This is a genomic window from Demequina sp. NBRC 110052 (assembly GCF_002090075.1).
Lineage (GTDB): Bacteria > Actinomycetota > Actinomycetes > Actinomycetales > Demequinaceae > Demequina.
This window is the reverse complement of the sequence record NZ_BBRI01000002.1, coordinates 247,904-269,588: the sequence shown is the minus strand read 5'-3', so window position 1 is coordinate 269,588 and position 21,685 is coordinate 247,904. Positions and strand designations below refer to the sequence as shown.

Annotated in this window: 19 protein-coding genes; all 19 read left to right on the top strand. The window is 67.5% G+C overall.

The features are described 5' to 3' along the window. Window positions 1-99: 99 nt before the first annotated feature. The 19 genes from alaS to aroQ all read left to right on the top strand — a co-directional run bounded on the left by alaS (window position 100) and on the right by aroQ (window position 21,673). On the top strand, window positions 100-2,769 hold the full coding sequence (alaS, locus tag B7K21_RS01280) for an alanine--tRNA ligase (RefSeq protein WP_084073127.1): 2,670 nt from the start codon (window positions 100-102) through the stop codon (window positions 2,767-2,769). Continuing rightward, window positions 2,762-3,229: a Holliday junction resolvase RuvX gene (ruvX, locus tag B7K21_RS01275; RefSeq protein ID WP_084073126.1), complete on the top strand. Its 468-nt coding sequence runs from the start codon at window positions 2,762-2,764 to the stop codon at window positions 3,227-3,229. The genes alaS and ruvX overlap by 8 nt, the downstream gene beginning before the upstream one ends. After that, window positions 3,222-4,340, top strand: coding sequence for an endolytic transglycosylase MltG (gene mltG, locus B7K21_RS01270; protein WP_084073125.1), 1,119 nt, complete (start codon window positions 3,222-3,224; stop codon window positions 4,338-4,340). Before ruvX ends, mltG begins: the two co-directional genes overlap by 8 nt. Window positions 4,341-4,344: 4 nt before the next feature. Next, a complete protein-coding gene (locus B7K21_RS01265; protein ID WP_084073124.1) occupies window positions 4,345-5,175 on the top strand; it encodes a shikimate dehydrogenase in 831 nt (276 codons plus the stop codon). Window positions 5,176-5,338: 163 nt separating this feature from the next. Continuing rightward, window positions 5,339-6,994: a GspE/PulE family protein gene (locus B7K21_RS01260; RefSeq protein ID WP_084073123.1), complete on the top strand. Its 1,656-nt coding sequence runs from the start codon at window positions 5,339-5,341 to the stop codon at window positions 6,992-6,994. A gap of 577 nt (window positions 6,995-7,571) precedes the next feature. Beyond that, window positions 7,572-8,702 (top strand): type IV pilus twitching motility protein PilT, encoded by a 1,131-nt coding sequence (locus B7K21_RS01255; RefSeq protein ID WP_084073122.1) that lies wholly within the window; start codon window positions 7,572-7,574, stop codon window positions 8,700-8,702. A gap of 17 nt (window positions 8,703-8,719) precedes the next feature. Next, entirely contained in the window at window positions 8,720-9,949 is a 1,230-nt protein-coding gene (locus B7K21_RS01250; RefSeq protein ID WP_084073121.1) for a type II secretion system F family protein, read from the top strand. Between the two features lie 128 nt (window positions 9,950-10,077). Beyond that, the gene (locus B7K21_RS01245) at window positions 10,078-10,518 is read left to right on the top strand and encodes a type II secretion system protein (protein ID WP_084073120.1); all 441 of its coding nucleotides are present in this window, start codon (window positions 10,078-10,080) and stop codon (window positions 10,516-10,518) included. A gap of 141 nt (window positions 10,519-10,659) precedes the next feature. Further along, window positions 10,660-12,546 carry a prepilin-type N-terminal cleavage/methylation domain-containing protein gene (locus tag B7K21_RS01240; RefSeq protein ID WP_234989216.1) on the top strand — a complete coding sequence of 629 codons (1,887 nt, stop codon included), beginning with the start codon at window positions 10,660-10,662 and terminating at the stop codon, window positions 12,544-12,546. A gap of 31 nt (window positions 12,547-12,577) precedes the next feature. After that, a complete protein-coding gene (locus B7K21_RS01235; RefSeq protein WP_234989126.1) occupies window positions 12,578-13,222 on the top strand; it encodes a PilW family protein in 645 nt (214 codons plus the stop codon). A 21-nt stretch (window positions 13,223-13,243) separates the two neighbouring features. Beyond that, entirely contained in the window at window positions 13,244-14,857 is a 1,614-nt protein-coding gene (locus B7K21_RS01230) for a hypothetical protein (RefSeq protein WP_084073117.1), read from the top strand. Between the two features lie 4 nt (window positions 14,858-14,861). Next, the gene (locus B7K21_RS01225; RefSeq protein ID WP_084073116.1) at window positions 14,862-15,635 is read left to right on the top strand and encodes an A24 family peptidase; all 774 of its coding nucleotides are present in this window, start codon (window positions 14,862-14,864) and stop codon (window positions 15,633-15,635) included. A 114-nt stretch (window positions 15,636-15,749) separates the two neighbouring features. Next, a complete protein-coding gene (gene pilM / locus B7K21_RS01220; protein ID WP_234989125.1) occupies window positions 15,750-16,811 on the top strand; it encodes a type IV pilus assembly protein PilM in 1,062 nt (353 codons plus the stop codon). Beyond that, window positions 16,808-17,563, top strand: coding sequence for a PilN domain-containing protein (locus B7K21_RS01215; protein ID WP_084073115.1), 756 nt, complete (start codon window positions 16,808-16,810; stop codon window positions 17,561-17,563). Before pilM ends, B7K21_RS01215 begins: the two co-directional genes overlap by 4 nt. Before the next feature lies 1 nt (window position 17,564). Beyond that, complete coding sequence (locus B7K21_RS01210) at window positions 17,565-18,278, top strand: hypothetical protein (protein WP_084073114.1); 714 nt, start codon at window positions 17,565-17,567, stop codon at window positions 18,276-18,278. 74 nt (window positions 18,279-18,352) lie between these two features. Then, window positions 18,353-19,537, top strand: coding sequence for a chorismate synthase (gene aroC, locus B7K21_RS01205; protein WP_084074752.1), 1,185 nt, complete (start codon window positions 18,353-18,355; stop codon window positions 19,535-19,537). After that, window positions 19,537-20,055, top strand: coding sequence for a shikimate kinase (locus B7K21_RS01200; protein WP_084073113.1), 519 nt, complete (start codon window positions 19,537-19,539; stop codon window positions 20,053-20,055). Before aroC ends, B7K21_RS01200 begins: the two co-directional genes overlap by 1 nt. Further along, window positions 20,052-21,185, top strand: a complete 1,134-nt coding sequence (aroB, locus tag B7K21_RS01195; protein WP_084073112.1) for a 3-dehydroquinate synthase — start codon at window positions 20,052-20,054, stop codon at window positions 21,183-21,185. The genes B7K21_RS01200 and aroB overlap by 4 nt, the downstream gene beginning before the upstream one ends. A 44-nt stretch (window positions 21,186-21,229) precedes the next feature. Next, window positions 21,230-21,673 (top strand): type II 3-dehydroquinate dehydratase, encoded by a 444-nt coding sequence (gene aroQ / locus B7K21_RS01190; RefSeq protein ID WP_084073111.1) that lies wholly within the window; start codon window positions 21,230-21,232, stop codon window positions 21,671-21,673. The last annotated feature ends 12 nt before the right edge of the window (window positions 21,674-21,685 follow it).

Here is a 21,685-nt window from a genome sequence, read left to right as displayed (position 1 = left end):
GGTCGGGAGCGGAGCGTCGCGGCGTTCTGCATGAGGCCCGTTCACGCCGGCCGCCGCACAGATTCGCCCGCCTCGCGCGGGCCAGGAGACAGGGAAAGAATGCGCACCTCCGAGATCGCCACGCGCTGGACTGACTACTTCGCGAAGCAGGACCACCACGTGGCGCCGAGCGCGTCGCTGGTGTCTCCGGACCCGTCGCTGCTGTTCACGGTCGCAGGGATGGTGCCGTTCATCCCGTACATCATCGGCACCGACACGTCCCCGCACGCGCGTATCGCCTCGGTCCAGAAGTGCATTCGCACCAAGGACATCGAAGAGGTCGGCAAGACCACCCGCCACGGCACGTTCTTCCAGATGCTGGGCAACTTCTCCTTCGGCGACTACTTCAAGGAAGGCGCGATCCACTTCGCGTACGACTTCCTGACCGGTCCCGAGTCCGAGGGCAAGCTCGGCTTCGACCCCGAGCGGTTCTGGGTGACGATCTGGAGCGAGGACGACGAGGCGTACTCGCACCTCACGAACGTGGGAGTGGACCCGTCGCGCATCGTCAAGCTGACGCGCGAGGAGAACTTCTGGGATACCGGTCAGCCTGGCCCCGCGGGCCCGTGCGCAGAGTGGCACTACGACCGCGGCCCCGAGTTCGGCCCCGAGGCCGTGGGGGGCACCGTCGATCCCGGCGGCGACCGCTACCTCGAGGTCTGGAACCTGGTGTTCGACCAGTTCCTGCGGGGCGAGGGCGCAGGCAAGGACTACCCGCTGATCAAGGAACTCGACCAGAAGGCGATCGACACGGGAGCTGGCCTGGAGCGCCTCGCGTACCTCAAGCAGGGCGTGGCGAACATGTACGAGATCGACGAGGTCTTTCCCGTCATCGCGAAGGCTCAGGAGCTCACCGGTCGCGACTACGGCTCGGATGAGACCAACGACGTGCGCATGCGCGTCATCGCGGACCACGTGCGCTCCTCGCTCATGCTCATCGGCGACGGCGTCACCCCGGGCAACGAGGGCCGTGGCTACGTGCTGCGCCGCCTGATCCGACGTTCCGTGCGCGCCATGCGCCTCATGGGCTATGACGCGCAGGCGATGCCGGAGCTGCTGCCCGTCTCGCTCGAGGCGATGAAGCTCACGTACCCCGAGCTCGAGGCGGACCGCGGCCGCATCGAGCAGATCGCCTACACCGAGGAGGACGCGTTCCGTCGCACTCTCACCTCCGGCACCACGATCTTCGACGTCGCGGTCGCCAAGGCGAAGAGCGCCGGCGACAAGGCGCTCTCGGGAGCCGACGCGTTCACGCTGCACGACACCTACGGCTTCCCGATCGACATCACCCTCGAGATGGCCGCCGAGCAGGGCATCCAGGTGGATGAGGCGCGCTTCCGCGAGCTCATGAAGGAGCAGAAGGAGCGTGCGCGCGCCGACGCGAAGGCAAAGAAGGGCGGCCACGCGGACGTCAGCGTCTATAACGGCATCAAGGAGGCCGAGGGGCTCACTGAGTTCAGGGCCTACGAGACCCTCACCCTCGCGACCGAGGTGACTGCGCTGCTCAAGGAAGGCGTGTCCGTGCCGGTGGCGACCGAGGGCGACACCGTCGAGGTGGTGCTACCGCAGACCCCGTTCTACGCGGAGTCTGGCGGCCAGGAGGCGGACTCTGGCGTGATCCGCTCCGCGCACGCGACCTTGGAAGTCATCGACGTGCAGCGCCCGGTCAAGGGACTCATCGTCCACACCGCGCGCGTCGTCGAGGGCGAGATCGCGCAGGGTGACGCCGTCTCCGCCGAGGTCGACCCCGAGTGGCGCCTTGGCGCGCGTCAGGCACACTCCGGCACGCACCTGCTGCACGCTGCGCTGCGTGAGGTCCTGGGTCCGCAGGCGCTGCAGTCCGGCTCGTACAACAAGCCCGGCTACCTGCGCCTGGACTTCTCGTGGCCTTCGGCGCTCAGCGCCGAGACGCGCTCCGAGATCGAGGAGGTCACGAACCGCGCGATCCGCCAGGACCTCGACGTGTCGTGGCAGTACATGACGCTCCCCGAGGCGAAGGACTGGGGCGCCGTTGCGCTGTTCGGCGAGACCTATGACGAGTCTCAGGTGCGCGTGGTGCAGATCGGTGGCCCGTGGTCGCGCGAGCTGTGCGGCGGCACGCACGTGGACCACGCGAGCCAGGTCGGCATGGTCGCCGTTTCCTCCGAGGCCTCTGTCGGTTCGGGCTCGCGTCGCATCGAGGCCTTCGTCGGGCTTGAGGCGTTCCAGCAGCTCGCGGCCGAGCGCGCCCTCGTGACGGAGCTCACGAGCACCCTCAAGGTTCAGCCGGGCGAGCTTCGTGGCCGTGTCGAGCGCCTGCTCGAGCGTGTGGCCGATGCGGAGCGCCAGCTCGCGGGCTTCCGCCAGCAGGCGATGCGCGACGCCGCGGCGGGCCTGGTCGACTCCGCCGACGAGGTGGACGGCGTGCGCGTCGTGACGCATGCGTCGGAGGCAGCCGCGAGCGGTGACGACCTGCGCACCCTCGTGCTCGACGTCCGTGCCCGCCTCGGCGAGTCGGCCCCTGCCGTGGTCGCCGCGTCGGGCGTGTTCGACGGGCGGCCCCAGATCGTCGTCGCCACGAACGAGGCGGCGCGCGGCCGGGGGGTGCGCGCGGGAGACCTCGTGAAGATCGCGGCGGGCGTGCTCGGCGGCGGAGGCGGCGGCAAGCCCGACCTCGCGCAGGGCGGCGGCCAGGACCCGGCGCGCGTGCCCGACGCGCTGGCGGCCATCAAGGACGCCGTGCGTGGATAGGCACGTGCGCGTGGGCGTCGACGTGGGCACCGTGCGCGTCGGCGTCGCCGCGAGCGACCCGGACGGTCTCATGGCCTTCCCGGTCGGCACCGTGCAGCGGTCCAAGACCGCCGTGCGTGAGGTGGCCGCGCTGGTCGCCGAGCGCGACGCACGCGTCGTCTTCGTGGGGCTGCCACGCACGCTCGCGGGGCGCGAGAGCACGTCCGCGGACGATGCTCGCGCTTTTGCACAGGAGCTCGCGGAACTCACGCACGCGACGGTTCGTTTGGTGGACGAGCGATTCTCGACCACGACCGCCTCGCGGGCCATGAGCGCCGCCGGGCGATCCACCAAGCAGCAGCGCGCGGTGATCGATCAGGCCGCCGCCGTGGTCATCCTCGAGAACGCACTCGATATACAGAAGAACGGGAACCTCGGTACAGTGACCTACGAGGTTTCACGCAAGGGGAGTCATGACTGACCTGTTCGAAGCGGAGACCGTGTCCACCACGTCTCTCGATCTGCGCCGTCTGCAGCGCCAGAAGCGCCGCGCCACGCGCCGCAAGTGGACGCTCGTCGCCACGGCCGTGGCGCTCGTGGTGCTCGCGCTCGGCGCGTCCGTGGCCTACGGCTTCCTGAACTCGTTCCAGCCGGAGGAGACGACGGTCGCGGACTTCGAGGGCAGCGGACAGGGAACGGTCCAGGTCGTGATCGAGGCCGGCGACACCGGCACCGACATCGCGAACACGCTGTACGACGCGGGCGTGGTCGCCTCGACCCAGGCCTTCATCCAGGCGTGGCAGAGCAACCCCGACTCGGCGGGCATCACGCCCGGCTACTACTTCATGCAGCGCGAGATGAAGGCTGTATACGCGCTTCAGCAGCTGCTCGATCCCAACTACCGGGACGTGCGCCGCATCACGGTGCGCGAGGGCGTGCGGCTCGAGTACTACTACCAGAAGATCGCCGACCTCACGGAGTACACGTACGACGAGGTCGAGGCGGCTGCCGCGGACACCGAGGCGCTCGGCCTGCCCGCCGAAGCTGGCGGCAACCTCGAGGGTTGGCTGTTCCCCTCGACGTACGAGTTCAACCCCGGCGTGACGCCGCAGGATGTGCTGTCCAAGATGGTCGCGACCACCGTGAGCAAGCTCCAGAGCGTCGGCGTTCCCCAGGATCAGTGGCAGCGGGTGCTGACCGTCGCCTCGCTGGTCGAGGCGGAAGCGAAGCTGGACGAGGACCGGCCCATGATCGCCGGAGTGATCTACAACCGTCTCGAGGCAGACATGCCTCTGCAGTTCGACTCGACGGTCAAGTACCTCTCGCCGTCGGAAGGTGCGTTCACTTCGGACGAGGAGCGCGCGATCGACTCGCCGTACAACACGTACCTGTACACCGGGCTGCCGCCCGGTCCCATCATGGGACCTGGCGAGGCGTCGATCCAGGCGGCGTGGCTTCCCGCGGAGCACGACTACATGTACTTCGTGACGACGAACCTCATCACCGGCGAGACGGCTTACGCGGAGACCTACTCGGAGCACCTCAAGAACGTCGAGATCCTGCAGCAGTGGTACGCGGAGAACGGCGGCTGATCGCGTGAGCGTCGCCCGCCGGGCGGGCGTGCTCGGGCATCCCATCGCCCACTCGCTGTCGCCGACGCTTCACCGTGCCGCCTACGCGGGACTGGAACTGGACTGGGAGTACGAGGCGTACGACGTCGAGGAGTCCCAGCTGAGCGGATTCATCGACGGCCTAGGTCTCGAATGGGCGGGCCTGTCGCTGACGATGCCCCTCAAGGTGGCCGCGGTGCCGCTGATGGACTTCGTCGAGCCCATGGCCAAACTCGTCGGCGCGGTCAACACGGTGCTGATCCAGCACGTGGGGCCCATGCGACAGCTCGTCGGCGCGAACACCGACGTCCATGGCGTGGTCGCCGCGCTGCGCGAGCAGGGCGTCGCGCGAGTCGAGTCCGCCGTGATCCTCGGCGGAGGCGCCACGGCGACGTCGGCGATGGCGGCGCTCGGCCAGCTCGGGTGCACCGCACCCGTCGTGGCAGTGCGCAGCAGAGCCCGCGCAGGTGCGCTCGTGCGCGCGGCCACGCGCATGGGTGTCGCGCCCCGGTTCGTCGCGTTCGACGATGTCGCGCGGGACCTCGTCCATGCGGACGCCGTCGTCTCCACCATCCCGGCCGACGCGGCGGCAGCGCTGGTGCCGGCACTCACGACGGCGCGTGGCGTGCTTCTTGATGTCGTGTACGAGCCGCTCGAGAGCCCCTTCGCCGCGTCGTGGACCGCGAGCGGCGGGACGGCCGTGAATGGCACCCGCATGCTCCTGCACCAGGCGGGGGAGCAGGTGCGCCTCATGACCGGTCGCGAGGCGCCGCTCGACGCGATGGACGCGGCGCTGTCGCAGGCCCTGACCCGCTGACGCTGCAGGAACCGCAACCCTCCGGGGATCTGCCCCCAGCGTCGGACGTGTACGTGACTTTTCGGGCGGATGTGGACTTTCCGACTCTTGGGTGAAGCGGTCGGCGTGCCGATGTACCGTGTGCAGGTCGGGAGCAAGGCCCGGCGCAGTGAGAGGGGCACAGGTGAAGCAGCTCGGTTCCATCCTCCTGGAGGAGGGCGTCCTCACCGAGGACCAGCTGATGGACGCGATCGACGCGCAGCAGCAGCGCGGGCAGTCGCTCGGCCGCACGCTCGTCGAGCTCGGCATGATCAGCGAGGCACAGCTGGTGAAGGCGCTCGCCAGCCAGGTGGGCATGGAGTTCGTTGAGCTCGCCGATTACAACGTCGACCGCACGGCGGTGTCGCTCGTCTCTGCCCAGGTGTGCCGCCGACACACGGCACTTCCCATCGCGCTCGAGGACGGCACGCTCAAGCTCGCGATGTCGAACCCCGGCAACGTGGTCGCCGTCGACGACTTCCGGACGCTCACCAACCTCAAGGTGGTGCCGGTCGTCGCCGCGCACGACGACGTGCTCCAAGCGATCGACCGCTACTGCCGTGCAGACCACGAGATCGAGGACCTCCAGGGCTCGCTCGAGGGCGAGGCCGTCGAAGACCTCTCGGACATGACGGCAGAGATCGAGGACGACGCGCCGATCGTGCGGTTCGTCAACCTCCTCATCACGCAGGCCATCCAGGACCGTGCCTCCGACATCCACATCGAGCCGGGGGAGAAGGACCTTCGCATCCGCTACCGGATCGACGGCGTGCTCCACGAGATGCAGCGCGCGGGCAAGAACATCCAGAACGGAGTCCTGTCGCGCCTCAAGATCATGGCGGACATGGATATCGCCGAGAGGCGCAAGCCTCAGGACGGTCGCCTGTCAGTCAATCACCAGGGCAAGAAGATCGACCTGCGTGTGGCCGCGCTCCCCACGGTGTGGGGCGAGAAGATCGTCATGCGTGTGCTCGACAACTCGACGGCGGCGATGGAGCTCGCCGACCTTGGCATTCGCGAGAACAACTACGAGATCTTCTCCGCGTCGTTCAGGAAGCCGTACGGGATGATCCTCGTCACCGGCCCGACCGGCTCGGGAAAGTCGACCACGCTGTACGCGACGCTCAACCAGATCTCGCGGCCCGAGATCAATGTGATCACCGTCGAGGACCCGGTCGAGTACCGCATCCCTGGCATCAATCAGGTGCAGGTGAACGTGAAGGCGGGCCTCACATTCGCGGGAGCGCTGCGCTCGATCCTCCGCGCCGACCCCGATGTGGTGCTGCTCGGTGAGATCCGAGACCACGAGACCGCGCAGATCGCGATCGAGGCCGCACTGACCGGTCACCTCGTGCTCTCCACGCTGCACACCAACGACGCGCCGTCAGCCATCACGCGACTGATCGAGATGGACATCGAGCCGTTCCTCGTCGGCTCGGGCCTTGACTGTGTCGTGGCCCAGCGACTCGCGAGGCGCGTGTGCCAGAAGTGCTGCGAGGAGTACGAGCCGTCCGCGATCGAGGTCGCGCGCTTCGGCTGGGAAGGTGCCGCACCTCCCACGCTCGTCAAGGCGGTCGGATGCAACTCGTGCTCGAACACCGGCTACCGCGGGCGTCTTGCATTGCACGAGATCATGCCCGTGAACGAGGAGATCGAGCGGCTCGCCGTGGCCCGTGCCTCTGCGGCGGAAATCCAGCGTGCGGCGAAGGCCGCTGGCATGGAGTCCCTCATCGAGGACGGCTGGGCCAAGGCGATGGAGGGGCTGACCACTGTCGAAGAGTTGCTGAGGGTTGTGAAATAGGCCACGCAGGCCGCACGAGTGAAGAAATCGGGGCGTTTCGCCGATACTCACTGAGAGAATCGCCACGTAGTCTGAGCCACGGTTCGCAGGAACCGGAGGAGGGGATCCCCACGTGAACGGACAGTTCCAGCCCGATGGGCCGCCCACGGGCGCTCCCGCGCAGGGCGCGTTCGTGCCCCAGACAGGCACGCCTCAGGCTCCGATCCCGCCCCAGGCATACCCCGCGCAGGGCCAGCCCTCGTACGGTCAGCAGGCACCTGCCCCTGGCTACGCGCCTCAGGGCGCGGCGCAGCCCCCGACGCCCGGACAAGGCACCTTCGCCCCCGGCGGCCCCGCGATACCGCCGCAGGCGCCTGCGCCTTCAGCTCCGTCGTACGGCCAGCCGACGCCCGCGACGCAGTCCATTCCGACGCCCGCCCCTGGCGGCGCGCCTGTCCCACCCCAGCAGCCGGCGCCACAGGCTCCCGTCCCGAGCGGCGCCGAGGTGTCGCGCTCTGCCGCCCGGGCGGCGCAGGCCGGGGTTGGCGCGCCCGCCGCAGCCCCGCGCCCGACCGCTGCCAGCGGCGGACGCGTCGGCATGAACAACGAGGCGCGCGAGGACGACTTCGACCTCAACGGAGCGCTCCGCCGCATGCTCAAGCTCGGCGGCTCCGACCTCCACGTGACCGTGGGCGCACCGCCCATGGCGCGCGTGGATGGATCGCTCAGCCCCCTCGAGGGCTTCAAGACGCTCGACGGCGAGGAGCTGCAGCGTGTCATCTACTCGATCCTGTCCCAGAAGCAGCGCGAAGACTTCGAGGCCAATCTCGAGCTCGACTTCGCGTACGCACTGGTGGGCGAGGCGCGATTCCGCGTCAACGTCTACATGCAGCGCGACTCGGTGGGTGCGGCCTTCCGAGTGATCCCCTACGAGATCAAACCGCTCGAGTCGCTGGGCATCCCGCCGGTGGTCGGCAACTTCGCTGGACTGCCGCGCGGACTTGTGCTCGTGACCGGACCGACGGGATCGGGCAAGTCGACGACCCTCGCCTCGGTGATCGACCTCGCGAACAGGTCCCGCTCGGACCACATCATGACGGTCGAGGACCCGATCGAGTTCCTGCACCGCCACAAGAAGTCGCTCGTCAACCAGCGCGAGGTCGGCGCGGACACGCACTCGTTCGGTGCCGCGCTCAAGCACGTGCTGCGTCAGGACCCCGACATCATCCTCGTCGGCGAGCTCCGCGACCTCGAGACCATCTCGGTGGCGCTGACCGCAGCCGAAACCGGCCACCTCGTGTTCGGCACCCTGCACACGCAGGACGCCGCGCAGACCATCGACCGCATCATCGACGTCTTCCCCGCGCACCAGCAGGGCCAGGTCCGCACCCAGCTCGCCACCGCGCTCCAGGGCGTCGTGTGTCAGACGCTCTGCCGCCGCGCCGACGGGCCCGGCCGAGCAGTCGCGACCGAAGTCATGGTCGCCACCTCGGCGATTCGCAACCTCATCCGCGAGGGCAAGACCCACCAGATCTACTCGTCGATGCAGGCCGGCCAGAAGCAGGGCATGCACACCATGGACCAGCATCTTGCGGATCTGGTCAAGGCGGGCAAGATCTCGTACGAGACCGGGCTCGAGAAGTGTCACCACACCGAGGAGTTCAACCGCCTCAGCGGCCGCTCGGGCGGCTCCGCGCAGGGCGCCATGACCTCCAGCCACGCGATGTGAGCGGGAGGGACTGACAGATGGCAGCGCAGACCAAGACGTTCGAGTACTCCGTCAGGGACTCGGGCGGGCGCATCCAGACGGGCAAGATCGAGGCCGCCAACGAAGCAGCGGTGTCCTCGCGGCTCAAGGCCATGGGCATGTCGCCGGTTTCCATCACGGCCGTCAGCACCGGTGGTCTCAACACCGAGATCCATATCCCTGGCCTCACCGACAAGATCAGCCTCAAGGACATCGCCGTCATGGCGCGTCAGATGGCCACGATGATCCAGTCGGGACTATCCCTCATCCGCGCGCTCAACATCCTCTCGGAGCAGACCGAGAACAAGGCCCTCGCGAAGGTGATCCAGGAGGTTCGGTCCGACGTCGAGACCGGAAACTCGCTGTCCCAGTCGCTGAGCAAGCACCAGGGAGTCTTCCCGCCGCTGATGATCAACATGGTGCGAGCAGGCGAGGTCGGCGGATTCCTCGACGACGTGCTCGTGTCGGTCGCCGAGAACTTCGAGGCCTCCGTCAAGCTCCAGGGCAAGATCAAGTCCGCGATGACGTACCCCGTGGTCGTGTTCGCGATCGCCGTACTCGCCGTGATCGGCATGCTGCTGTTCATCGTGCCCGTGTTCGCGTCGATGTACACGGATCTCGGTGGCGAGCTGCCGGCGCTGACGCAGGTCCTCGTGAACATGTCCGCGTTCTTGAAGATCGGCGCGGTCCCCATCGTGATCGGCATCGTGGTCGCCGTCGTGCTCTTCAACAAGAACAAGCACAAGCGAGGCTTCCGCGAGAAGGTCGAGCCGCTCTACCTCAAGATGCCGGTGTTCGGAGGGCTGGTCCGCAAGATCGCCGTCGCGCGGTTCACGCGCAACTTCGGCGCGATGATCAAGGCGGGCGTGCCGATCCTCCAGGCGCTCGACATCGTCGGCGAGGCCTCGGGCAACATCGTCATCGAGAATGCGGCCAAAGCAGTCAAGGAGTCCGTGCGCACCGGAAACTCCCTGGCCGCGCCGCTGCAGCAGCATCCGGTCTTCCCCGCGATGGTCGTGCAGATGATCGCCGTCGGTGAGGACACGGGCGCGCTCGACGAGATGCTGGCGAAGGTCGCAGATTTCTACGATCAGGAAGTGGAATCGACCACAGAGGCGTTGACCTCGCTTATCGAGCCGCTCATGATTGCGGTGCTGGGAGGAATTGTCGGATTCATGGTGATCGCGCTCTATCTGCCGATCTTTGGAGTGTTCGACCTGATTGCCTAGTAGTTACAAAGAGCTCGTCCGACCTCATTGCTGAGGGTTTAACATGGCACACGGGGGCGGACGTTAAATCCGCGGTTCGCCGCGGAGTTCACAATGAAAACAATGCACACAGAAATGGGGGAGCACGCATGATCGCGCGCATCCGCAAGAGCATCGAGAACAAGGACCAGGGCTTCACGCTCATCGAGCTGCTGGTCGTCATGATCATCATCGGCATCCTCGCCGCGGTGGCCATCCCGATCTTCCTCAACCAGCGCAAGAAGGCCGAGGACTCGGCGGCGAAGGCCGACGTCTCCACCCTCGGCAAGGAGATCGCCACCTTCTGGGTCGACGGCACCGTGATGCCTGCGATCACCGTGTCGAACGAGAAGTACTACATGAACACGGTCGCGACCGACAACCTCATCGGCAACCAGTCGAACAACGTGTACCTCGCCACCGTTTCCGGTACGGCTGCATCGTCGACTGACTGGTGCGTCTCCGTGCGCAACGACGAGGGCGACGTCGCCAACGACCTCGGCTTCAAGTACTCCGCTCAGGGCGGCCTCGAAGAGGGCACCTGCCCGTAAGGCTGACGTCGTTTCGACGACATCGGGTAAGGAGCCGTGGGGTGGCGCGCACAATGCGTCGCCCCACGGCACCGCCGCTCGGGTCCGGCGGCACCGGTAGTATCGAGGACCACGTAGCTGAGAGGGGCAGTCGTGCAGCTGATGAACGCGCGGTGGCGTGTGCTGAGCGAACGAGAGCAAGGGTTCTCGCTCGTTGAGCTCATCGTCGCAATGTTCATCCTGGGGCTGATCCTCACGCTGCTCATCGGCATCCAGATCTCGTCGATGGTGACCGTCGCGGAGGCGCGCAAGCGCGAGCAGGCCACCGCCTTTGCGAACGAGGCGATGGAGCAGATGCGCGCCATTCCGTGGGCAGTGCTCGCGAGCGGTCTCGACAACAACTTCAACGACGGGAACGTCGACCCGAACATCAACACGTCCACGGGGAAGCTCGAGGTGGGCGGGGTCTCGCGCACCGTCCGCACGTCCGTGCAGGACTCGACCCCCGAGTGGACGCCCATCCTCATGGATCCCGCAGGTACGGGCTATGCGGCGGGCTCGAACATGCAGGTGAGGCAGGATCCCTCGCTCGCTGGCACGGACTTCACGATTCGCTCGTACGTGCTGGAGCCCACGGTGGCGGACAACTCGATCGTCACTCTCGCCGCGGTGGTGAACTGGTCCGGGCCCGGCGGCCGTCCCAGTCAGACCGTGATCTGGTCGGAGGCTTTCCGTGGTGACGCGTGCAACAGCGCGCAGCAGGCGGTCCAGCCGTTCCTCACGGGCTGCCAGGCGTACTTCTCGGCTGAGTCCGCTTCTGGCACGTTCTCCACGTATGTCGACGCCTCGATGACTCCGCCGACCGGTCCGCCCACGGCCGTCAACCTGCTGTACCCCACCGGTGACATCTTCTACTCGTTCTACGTGCGCAGCGCGAGCACCTCGGCCATCCTGCAGAGCCAGCAGGTGACCAACGCGGTCGGCTACCTGCAGTACGGCGCGACGAGCGTGGACGACAACAATCCCAACACGCAGGTTTCCAGCAGCGGCTGGCTCAACGGCGGGTCAGGGTTCGAGCTCGCAGCGGACAACGACGTGGCGTCTGCGCTGACGACGAATCCGAGCGACGTCTCGGTCAGCCTCACGGGCGGAGACGAGAGTATCCGCTACGTGACGACCGGAGGCACGGGCATCGATTTCTGGGCGCGCTCCGACTACGCGCGACCGGGAAGCATCGACGCGAGTATGACCAACGGCTGTGTGACGGGCATCCCTGCGGACTCGGGCTGCGCTCACGCATCACTGGGCAACAATGCGACGATCGCGTCCGGTTCTGCGTACATGATCATGGACGTCGATGGCACGCAGATCCGGCTGGCCCGGCGACTCGCTGAGTCGAGCAGCAACTCGGATGACGCGTGGGTCGCGCGCTTCCCGACCGCCGCGGCATCCGACCCCAGCGTGGGTTGCGTGACCAACTCCGAGCCCGGCTGCGTGTCGGCGGGCGCCGAGCGGTCGTCGGCCGACGTGTCTATCGGCGCCGTGATCGGCGCCGACTGGGGCGGCGATGCCTCGAGCGGCCTTGTGCGGGTCGAGGGCGATGCAGGCTCGTGCTCGCGCTACACCGAATCGGTCCTGGTGCAGCGAGGCTTCGGTTTCGAGGACACCGACCCGATCTCGACGCGGTGCGGCACCGTGTACTGGTGGACCGGAACGGGTCCGTACAGCGGCTACGAGGCGTTCGATCTGAGCTCCTCGACCTCGCGCACCGAGATCACGGCTCCTGTCACTGCGACCTTCGGCGGCTACGAAGTCACGGCCTCGGCGGGTGTGACCGTGACTGGCGCGGTCGATGCCGAGGACGGCACCGACCCCGACTGCATCGATGAGGCGTGCATCGCGACGGTGGACAGCGGCTCGGTGACGATCACGGCCTCGTACACCATCGCGTCGGTCGCGGACCCCACCCTGGTATACACCGTCACGGCGACCACTCAGCTCTCAGGCATGCGCGCATCGGTCACATACCTGGAGCCGTCGGATGCGTAGCAGCCTGCGGCGCCGGACCGACGACTCCGGCATGACTCTCACCGAGCTGCTGATCGGCATGGTCATCTTCGGCATCCTCATGGCGATCGTGTTCTCCGTGCTGATCGCGATCACGTACCAGTCGAAAGACACCGTGGCGACCGTGCGGGCGGTGCAGGAGGCTCGCCTGGGAGTGTCACAGATCGACCGCCAGGTGCGCTCGGGCAATGTGATCCTTGACCCCTCGCAGGAGTCGATGGCGACGGCCGGCGTGGGTCCGTTCTTCTCCATGCGCATCAACACGCAGGAGGACGGTCTCGACATGTGCGTCCAGTGGCGCGTGATCGATCAGGAGGGCGACGGCTTCGGCGACCTGCAGTTCCGTAAGTGGGAGCCCGGCAATGTGCTGAGTGCCACCGACTGGGGAGTCGTCGCCCGCAACCTCGTGCAGATGGACGTGTTGCCAGCGACCGAGTCGGACATCGATCCCGCCGATCCCACGACGTGGCCGCCGTTCTGGGTGGACACGACGTCGACCGGCACCACGACTGCGCAGTTCGTCCGTGTCACGCTGCGTCTCAAGGACCCCGAGGCGCGCGAGCAGTCGAAGCCGGTGGCCGTCTCGACCGTCGTGACCGGTCGCAACTCTGTCATCGGATACCCCGCGACCAAGTGCCAGGCGTACCCCGCGCCGTAGCATGTACCAGGAGGAGAACTGATGAGCAGCGCGAACACCTACCGGATGCGCGATCGCGGCAGCGCGCTCGTGGCAGCCGTGGGCGTGTCCATCATCGGGATGATGCTCAGCGTGGTCGTCGTGGCGCAGGCCCTCATGGTCACCAACGACTCCCAGCGCGACCGCGTGCGCACCACCGAGGTACACGCGGCCGAGGCCGCGGTTGACGCGACTCTCGCCTCACTTCGGATCGGTCCGGTGTGCAGCGACACCCTGACCTACGGGGAGGGCTCCACCGAAGTGACGGTCGATGTCTCTCTCGAGTACTTCACGGACGACCCGGCAGCGGCCTCCCCGAACCTCACGTGCGCGAGCGGCGTGCTCAACGAGATCGCGACCAAGGCGATCATCACTGCCGTCGCGACTCCGGTCAATCCCGGTCCCGGCGCCGAGCCCGAGCGGACCGTGCAGGCCACGGTCAATCTCCAGGCGATCTCCACGTCCATTCCTGGCGCAGCACTGTTCAGTGGTGGCGTCATCAACCCCGGAGGCGGCTACCTTGTGAGCGCGGCAGCCGCCTCGGAGGCAGCAGCGGTGTGGCAGGACTCCGGTGACTGGCTGTGCAATCCGAATAACACCGCGATCGAGGGTTCTGTCTACGTGGTCGACGGCACTGCGAACTTCCAGAGCCGCGGCTGCCACATCACCGGCAACCTCTATGCGTCCGACGGTCTGTACAACGCGACTCCGGCGCCTGCGGGCTCGCCGACGATTGGCGGCAACGCGACGATCTTCAACGGCGACGTGAACCTCAGCAACAGGATCACGATCGGCGGCAACCTCGCGGTCGGCGGCAACACTCCGACCAACGGACACTGGAGCAACTCGGTGATCTCCGGCACCGTGTGCTCGGACAACACCACGCCGTGCCCTGGCCTCGAGTACTACAACCCCGTGGGCCTCCCGGAAATCGTGTGGGAGCCGAGCGACTGGACCGGAGATGGCTGGGCGATGTCCGACCTCGGCGGCTTCCGCGACGCGATCCTCGCGCAATGGGCCCCCCACTTCAACCAGGCATGGAAGCTCACGCAGGTGACGGACAGCCTGAACGCGTGCACGGTGCCTGCTAACTGGGACGAGGGGCCGGTGCGCTTCCCGCAGACGGGCACCACGAACACGGTCTACGACATGCGGGGCTGCGACCTGAGGATCAACTCGCACTCGGGCAACACCTACTTCACGATGAACCTCTACGCCGATGCGGCGCTGATCGTGAACTCGTTCGACGTGTCCAACGGCATCGTCATGAAGTCCGGAGATGGTCAGCCGCACCAGGTGATGATCATGGTGATGGACAACAACCCGAACGGCGTCGCGGAGTGCTCGGGCGGCATCGGCAATATCTCGTTGAGTGCCAACGCCATCGACGTGCAGCCGCCCATCTCGATCTTCATGTACTCGCCGTGCACCATCTCGTTCCAGAACCGCTCCACGGCGTACGGGCAGGTGTACGGCGGGAACGTCACGGTGGGTCAGACCGGCACGAACTTCATCTATGAGGCCGTGGATGTGCCTGGTGTGGAGCTGAACATCGATCAGTCGAGCGCTTCGGCCGGTTACTACGTGCAGATCGCCAGCAAGCGCGAGATGCGCTGACCGAGTGGAGATCGCGGCAGTCGCGGTCCTCGGTCTGCTCTGGGGATCCTTCACGAATGTGCTCATCGCTCGCGTGCCGGCGGGGGAGAACTGGGTCAGCGACGGCAGCCGCTGCCCTCGGTGCGGGGCGCCGATTCGCTGGTATGACAACGTTCCGGTTTTGTCCTTCGCGATCCTGAGGGGCAGGTGCCGGGCGTGCCGTGAGCCGATCTCATGGCGCTATCCGATCGTCGAGGTCGCCGTCGCATCGCTCTGGGTGCTGGTGTTCCTCCAGTGGGGCTGGTCCGTCACCGCGCTCCTCCTCGCATACCTCGCCGTCGTCTCGGTCGCTCTCGTGGCCATCGATCTCGATGTGCGCCGACTGCCCTTTGCGCTCGTGCTCCCGAGCTATGGCGTGGTCGCCGTCCTGCTGCTGGTCGCGACCGTGATGGGGGAGGGCGCCACCTGGTGGATGCCTCTCGCGGGCCTGGGCGCGCTCGGAGGCTTCTACGCCGCGGTGTGGTTCGTGTACCCCGCGGGCATGGGCTTCGGCGACGTCGTGACCGCCGGGCTTCTGGGGCTCGTCGCCGGGCACCTTGGCTGGGGCGCCGTCGCGGTCGCCGCCATTGCGGGGCCCCTGATCGGAGGCGTCTTCGTGATCGGAGGCCTCCTCGCGGGCCAGCTCGGCCGCAAATCCGCGGTGCCGTACGGACCGGCGCTGATCGCAGGCGCGTGGCTGGGGCTTCTTGCTGGCGGCGCGATTTCGGATGCATATCTGGGAATGCTGGGCGTGGTATGAGGTCAATGCGATGATTGTGCGTTTACGACCGGATGCGAGAAATCTCACGGATGCCTTGATGAATACGCGTGGCATGCCGATAGTCTGGGCAAGGTTTTCTGGGGAAGGAGTGCCGTGGCGACACGTGTGATCGGCGTCGATATCGGAACGACGCAGGTGCGGGCCGCAGAGGTCGAGCTCTCGGGCAAGGGCCCGGGCGCGGGGGGATCTGCAACGCTCGTCAACTTCGCGACCGCTCAGCTTCCCGCGGGAGTGGTGGGCGACGGCGAGGTTCTCGATACTGCGGGCCTGGCCGCCGTGCTCAAGCAGTTGTGGGCGTCGGCGAAGTTCTCGGACAAGCAGGTGGTGGTGGGCTTCGGGAACCAGCGCACCGTGCTGCGTGAGCTCGAGCTCTCGTCCATGCCGCTCGCGGAGCTGCGCTCGTCCCTGCCGTTCCAGGTCGCGGAGATGCTGCCGATGTCGGCCGATGAGGCCCTGCTCGACTTCTATCCGACCGCAGAGGTCGAGGTGGACGGCGCGAAGCAGTTGCGCGGCATCCTCGTGGCCGCGAGCAAGCATGCGGTTGCCAACGCCATCGTGGCGGTCGAGGCTGCGGGTCTGCGGCCCATCGGGGTCGACCTCAGCGCCTTCGCACTGTTGCGCGCTCAGGTGTTCGGCGACTGGGCCCAGCAGGTCGTCGCGCTCGTGGACATCGGCGCCCGAACCACGAACGTGGTCGTGGCGCAGAACGGCATGCCGCGGTTCATCCGCGTCCTGCCGTCAGGCGGAGCAGAGGCGACCGACGCCGTGGCGAGCGCGATGAAGGTGTCGCTCCCGGAGGCGGAGGAGTACAAGCGTCGCATCGGCATCGGCACCGAGGTGGGCCCGGAGTACCAGCTGGCCAAGGACGCGATCGCCACCACGACGAAGACGCTCGTCGATGCGGTGCGCAACACATTCGTGTATTACGCGGGCAACAACCCGGGCGCCGGGATCCAGCACGTGGTGATCACCGGTGGAGGGTCGCACCTCCCCGGGCTCGGCCAGTACCTGGCGAGCGCGAGCAGGCTTCCCGTCAGCTTCGGTGACGGGTTCTCTCGCGTGAAGGTCGCGAAGAAGGCGACGACGTCGGTGGCTGGCTACGAGACGCTCGGGGCCATCGCGGTGGGCCTGGGAATGATGGAGGTGTCGTCGTGAACCCGGTTCCCGCGTCGGTGAAGGCGCCCGCGCTCCCGCAGGTCAACCTCCTGCCTCCCGAGGTCGGCGAACGGCGCACGCGGTCCAGGCTCGTGCGGATTGCGGGTGTCTTCGCAGTGGTGTTCGTCATCTTCCTCGCGGCTGGCTTCCTCCTGGTGGACAACCTGCGCCGTTCCGCTGAGGACGAGCTCGCCTTCGAGCAGCAGAAGATGACGGCGCTCAACACGGAGATCGCGCAATACCAGGTGGTGCAGAACATCAAGTCCGAGCTCACGTCCGCGGAGCAGGCGCGCGTGTTCGTGGGCAACACGGACGTAGTGCGCGCGGAGGTCAGTTCGTACCTGCTCGGCGCGATGCCCGAAGGCACGGTTCTCACGCAGTACACCTTGGGAATTACGACCTTCGCGAACGCAGCTGGCGGTGGCAGCGGGGCCTTTGCCAAGCCGAGCGTCGGCACGATCAATTTCACCGCATCTTCGCCTACCTTCGTTGCAGCCAACGATGTTGAACTTCGTCTCGAGTCCTACGATGCGTTCTCCCAGGTTCGGGTCGTGGATGTGAGCAATCTGGGCCTCGAAGGTGCCGAAGAGGGTGAGGGCGCGACTGGTTTCGAGTTGACTGGCACGATCCAAGTGACCTACGACGTGTTCACCGAGAGGTTCTCGCGGTCGTGGTACGGCACCGAGGACGAGCCCGGCACCCAGGAGTACTACGCGGGGCTGCTGGCGAACGCACGAGGGGCGGGACGCTGACATGAAGACCTCCAACGCTGGAATCATCCTCGGACTCGTCTTGTTGGTGCTCCTGGCGACCGTGCTCGCGTGGTTCGGGCTGTACTCGCCGGCTCTGACCGCACGGTCCGACGCGCAGGAGCAGACAGTCGCGGCGCAGGACCAGAACGACATCCTCGAGACGCAGCTCGAGGTGCTCAAGCTCGACTACGCGCAGTTGCCAGCGCTCGCCGCGGAGCTCGAGGCGGTGCGTGTCGACCTGCCGCTCCGAGAGGATCTTGCGGCGGTTCGTACCGTTCTTCAGTCCGCCTTCGATGCCTACGGCGTGACGCTCGTCAACTCGTCGGTGGGCGATGCGACCGTCGTCGACCCGGCGTCGCAGTCCTTGGCCGAAGCCGCTGCCGCGGTTGGCAAGACAGCGCCGAGCGACGGGGCGTCCTTCGGGAATCTCGTGGCGACGCCGATCACGGTGACGGTGCAGGGCGAGTACCGCCGTGTCGCAGGCGTACTGACCGAGCTCCAGCTCGGCGAGCACCGCTTCCTCTACGTCGAGAGCTCTTCGATCGTGGAGTCCGGTGATGAGGACGAGAACCTCTACACGGGCGAGTTCAGCTTCCACGTCTTCACGTACGTCAACGAGAACGTGGACCCGACCGTGCCGGAACAGCTCGTCGATGCGGAGCCGACCGCTCCGGGAGCGGGCGACCCGTACGGCAATTTCACCGGTTCCAACTAGCCCGTCGCGCACGGCCCTCGCAGGCTCGTCCTGCGGGGGCCGACGCGCGTCCCGACCATGGAAGAATGACGCTCATGCTCAGATGGCTCACGGCAGGCGAATCGCACGGCCCGGCGCTGGTCGGCACTCTTGAGGGGCTTCCGGCTGGCGTCGGGATCACCACGGGAGAGATCCAGGACGCGTTGGCGCGCAGGCGCCTGGGCTACGGTCGCGGCGCGCGCATGAGCTTCGAGCAGGATGCGGTGACGATCCTCGGCGGCGTGCGCCACGGGCTCAGCCAAGGTGGTCCGGTGGCCGTCATGGTCGGGAACACTGAGTGGCCCAAGTGGGAGACCGTGATGAGCGCGGATCCGGTGGATCCCGAGGAGCTCACGGGTGCGCGCGCGGCGGCGCTGACGCGCCCCCGTCCCGGTCATGCGGATCTCGTGGGGATGGCGAAGTACGGCTTCGACGACGCTCGCCCCGTGCTCGAGCGGGCGTCCGCGCGGGAGACCGCCGCGCGCGTGGCGCTGGGGACCGTGGCCGAGGCCTTTCTCACGCAGGCCGCGGGGATCGAGCTCGTCTCTCATACCGTGCAGGTGGGGTCGGTGACGGTGCCCGAGGACGCGCCGTTGCCGCCTCGCGGCTCGACTCCCGATCTGGACGCCGATCCGATCCGCTGCTTCCACGCGGAGACCTCCGCGGCCATGGTCGCGGAGATCGACGCGTGTCAGAAGGACGGCGACACGCTCGGCGGCGTCGTGGAGGTCGTGGCGTACGGCGTGCCGGTGGGCCTGGGCTCTCACGTGCACTGGGATCGACGCCTTGACTCACGGCTGGCGGCCGCGCTGATGGGCGTGCAGGCGATTAAGGGCGTCGAGGTCGGCGACGGCTTCCGTACGGCGGCGCGACGCGGCTCTGTCGCCCATGACGAGATCGAGTACACGGAGGGTGGCGTGCGGCGCCGCACCAATCGCGCGGGCGGCGTCGAGGGCGGCATGACGAACGGCGAGCCGCTGCGCGTGCGCGCTGCGATGAAGCCGATCAGCACCGTCCCGCGCGCGCTCGACACCATCGATACGGCGTCGGGGGAACCCGCCAAGGCGATCCATCAGCGCTCCGACGTGTGCGCGGTGGCGCCGGCGGCTGTGGTGGCGCAGGCGATGGTCGCGCTGACGCTCGCTGACGCGGTGCTGGAGAAGTTCGGCGGCGACTCGGTGGACGAGGTGCGGCGCAATGTGGAAGCGTTCGCCGCGGCGATCCCGGACAACCTCCGCTGATGCCCGGCCCCCGCGTCGTCCTCGTCGGCCCTCCCGGCTCTGGCAAGACAAGCGTCGGGCATGCCCTGGCGCGAGTGTGGGGCGAGCCGTTCCGCGATACCGACCATGACGTGGAGCAGGCAGCGGGCAAGTCCGTCGCAGAGATCTTCCTCGACGACGGCGAGGAGCGCTTCAGGGAGCTCGAGCGTGAGGCTGTTGCGAGTGCGCTGACAGAGCACGAGGGTGTGCTGTCACTCGGCGGGGGCGCGGTCCTCGACGCAGATACACAGGCACGGCTCGCGACCTACGCGCGTGACGGGGGCGAGGTCGTGTTCCTCGATGTGTCGCTCGCGCAGGCTGCGCCGCGTGTGGGTCTGAACGCCGCGCGTCCGCTCCTGGCAGGCAATCCGCGCCTGCGATGGAAGCAGCTGATGGACGAGCGCCGTCCGGTGTACGAGGCCGTAGCGACGCGCACGGTGCTCACTGATGGCATCACACCCGACGCGGTGGCTGGCGAGATCGCGGGAGGCGCCTCATGACTGATCGGATCGTCCATGTCGCCTCGGCCGCGCCGTATGACGTGACCGTGGGGCGCGGGCTTCTCGAGCGAGCGATCGACGCGCTGCCCGGGGCATCGGCCAAGGTTCTCGTTGTGCACTCGGCACCGCTGGCGCCGGTGGCAGATCGACTCCGGGCGCTGATCGAGGCCTCGGGGCGCGAGCCCGTGCTCGCCGAGGTTCCGGATGCGGAGCAGGGCAAGACCGCCGAGGTGCTGGCGTTCTGCTGGCAGGTCCTCGGCAAGTCGGGGTTCACGCGGTCGGACGTGGTGGTCGGCCTCGGCGGGGGAGCCGTGACCGACCTGGCCGGGTTCGTCGCCGCGACCTGGATGCGCGGCATCGGCGTGATCCACCTCCCGACGACGCTGCTGGGGATGGTCGACGCCGCAGTGGGCGGCAAGACGGGGATCAACACTGCCGAGGGGAAGAACCTCGTCGGCGCGTTCCACGAGCCCCTCGCGGTGTTCAACGACGTCCAGTTCCTCACGACACTGCCGAGACACGATCTGGTCGCGGGCCTCGCGGAGGTCGTCAAGGGCGGCTTCATCCGCGACGGGCGGATCCTCGAGATCGTCGAGGACAACCTCGACCTCCTCTCCGCGGCGGGGCCGCAGGACGGCGCGCGCGCCTCCATGGCCGACGAGCGCACGCTCGACGATGCCGCACTGCCGATACTCGAGGAGCTGATCGCTCGCAAGGTCGCGGTCAAGGCAGAAGTCGTCGCCGCAGACCTGAAGGAGTCGCACCTGCGCGAGATCCTCAACTACGGCCACACGTTCGGACACGCGATCGAGCACGTCGAGCGCTACCAGTGGCGTCACGGCTCCGCCGTCGCGGTCGGCATGATGTTCGCGGCTGAACTCGCCCACCTCGCGGGGCGCCTCAGCGAGGCCGACGTGGAGCGGCACCGGGCGATCCTCACCGGGCTGGGTCTTCCGACGACCTACGCGAGTGACAAGTGGGACGCGCTGCTCGCGGCGATGCGGCTCGACAAGAAGTCGCGCGGGGACATGCTGCGTTTCGTGGTCCTGCAGGGCATCGGCAACCCCGTTCGTCTGGAGGGCCCCGACCCCGCGCTGCTGCTGGGTGCGTACGGCGCCGTCAGCCGCTGAGCGCGGCGAGTGGCACGCGTACCGTGCGCCGCTAGGCTGGCCGCATGAACCGCGTGCTCGTCCTCAACGGCCCCAATCTGGGAAGGCTCGGTTCGCGTGAGCCCGAGAAGTACGGGTCGACCTCGTGGGGCGAGCTGACGGAGAAGGTCGCGGCCTGGGCGGACGAACGCCACCTTGACGCGGACGTGCGGCAGACGGACTCGGAGAGCGAGCTCGTCGCGTGGATTCATGAGGCCGTCGACTGGGGCGCCCACGTGATCCTGAATCCGGCAGCGTTCACGCACTACTCGTATGCGTTGAGGGACGCGTGCGCGATGCTTGGCGGTGCGGGGCTGACGCTGGTCGAGGTGCATCTCACGAACCCCCATGCGCGCGAGGAGTTCCGGCACACGTCGGTGATCTCGGGTGTCGCTGTGGGGACGATCGCTGGGTTCGGCGTCGACTCGTACCGCCTCGCGCTCGACGCGATCGCCCAGAAGGTCGCCTAACCCGCGGCGCCG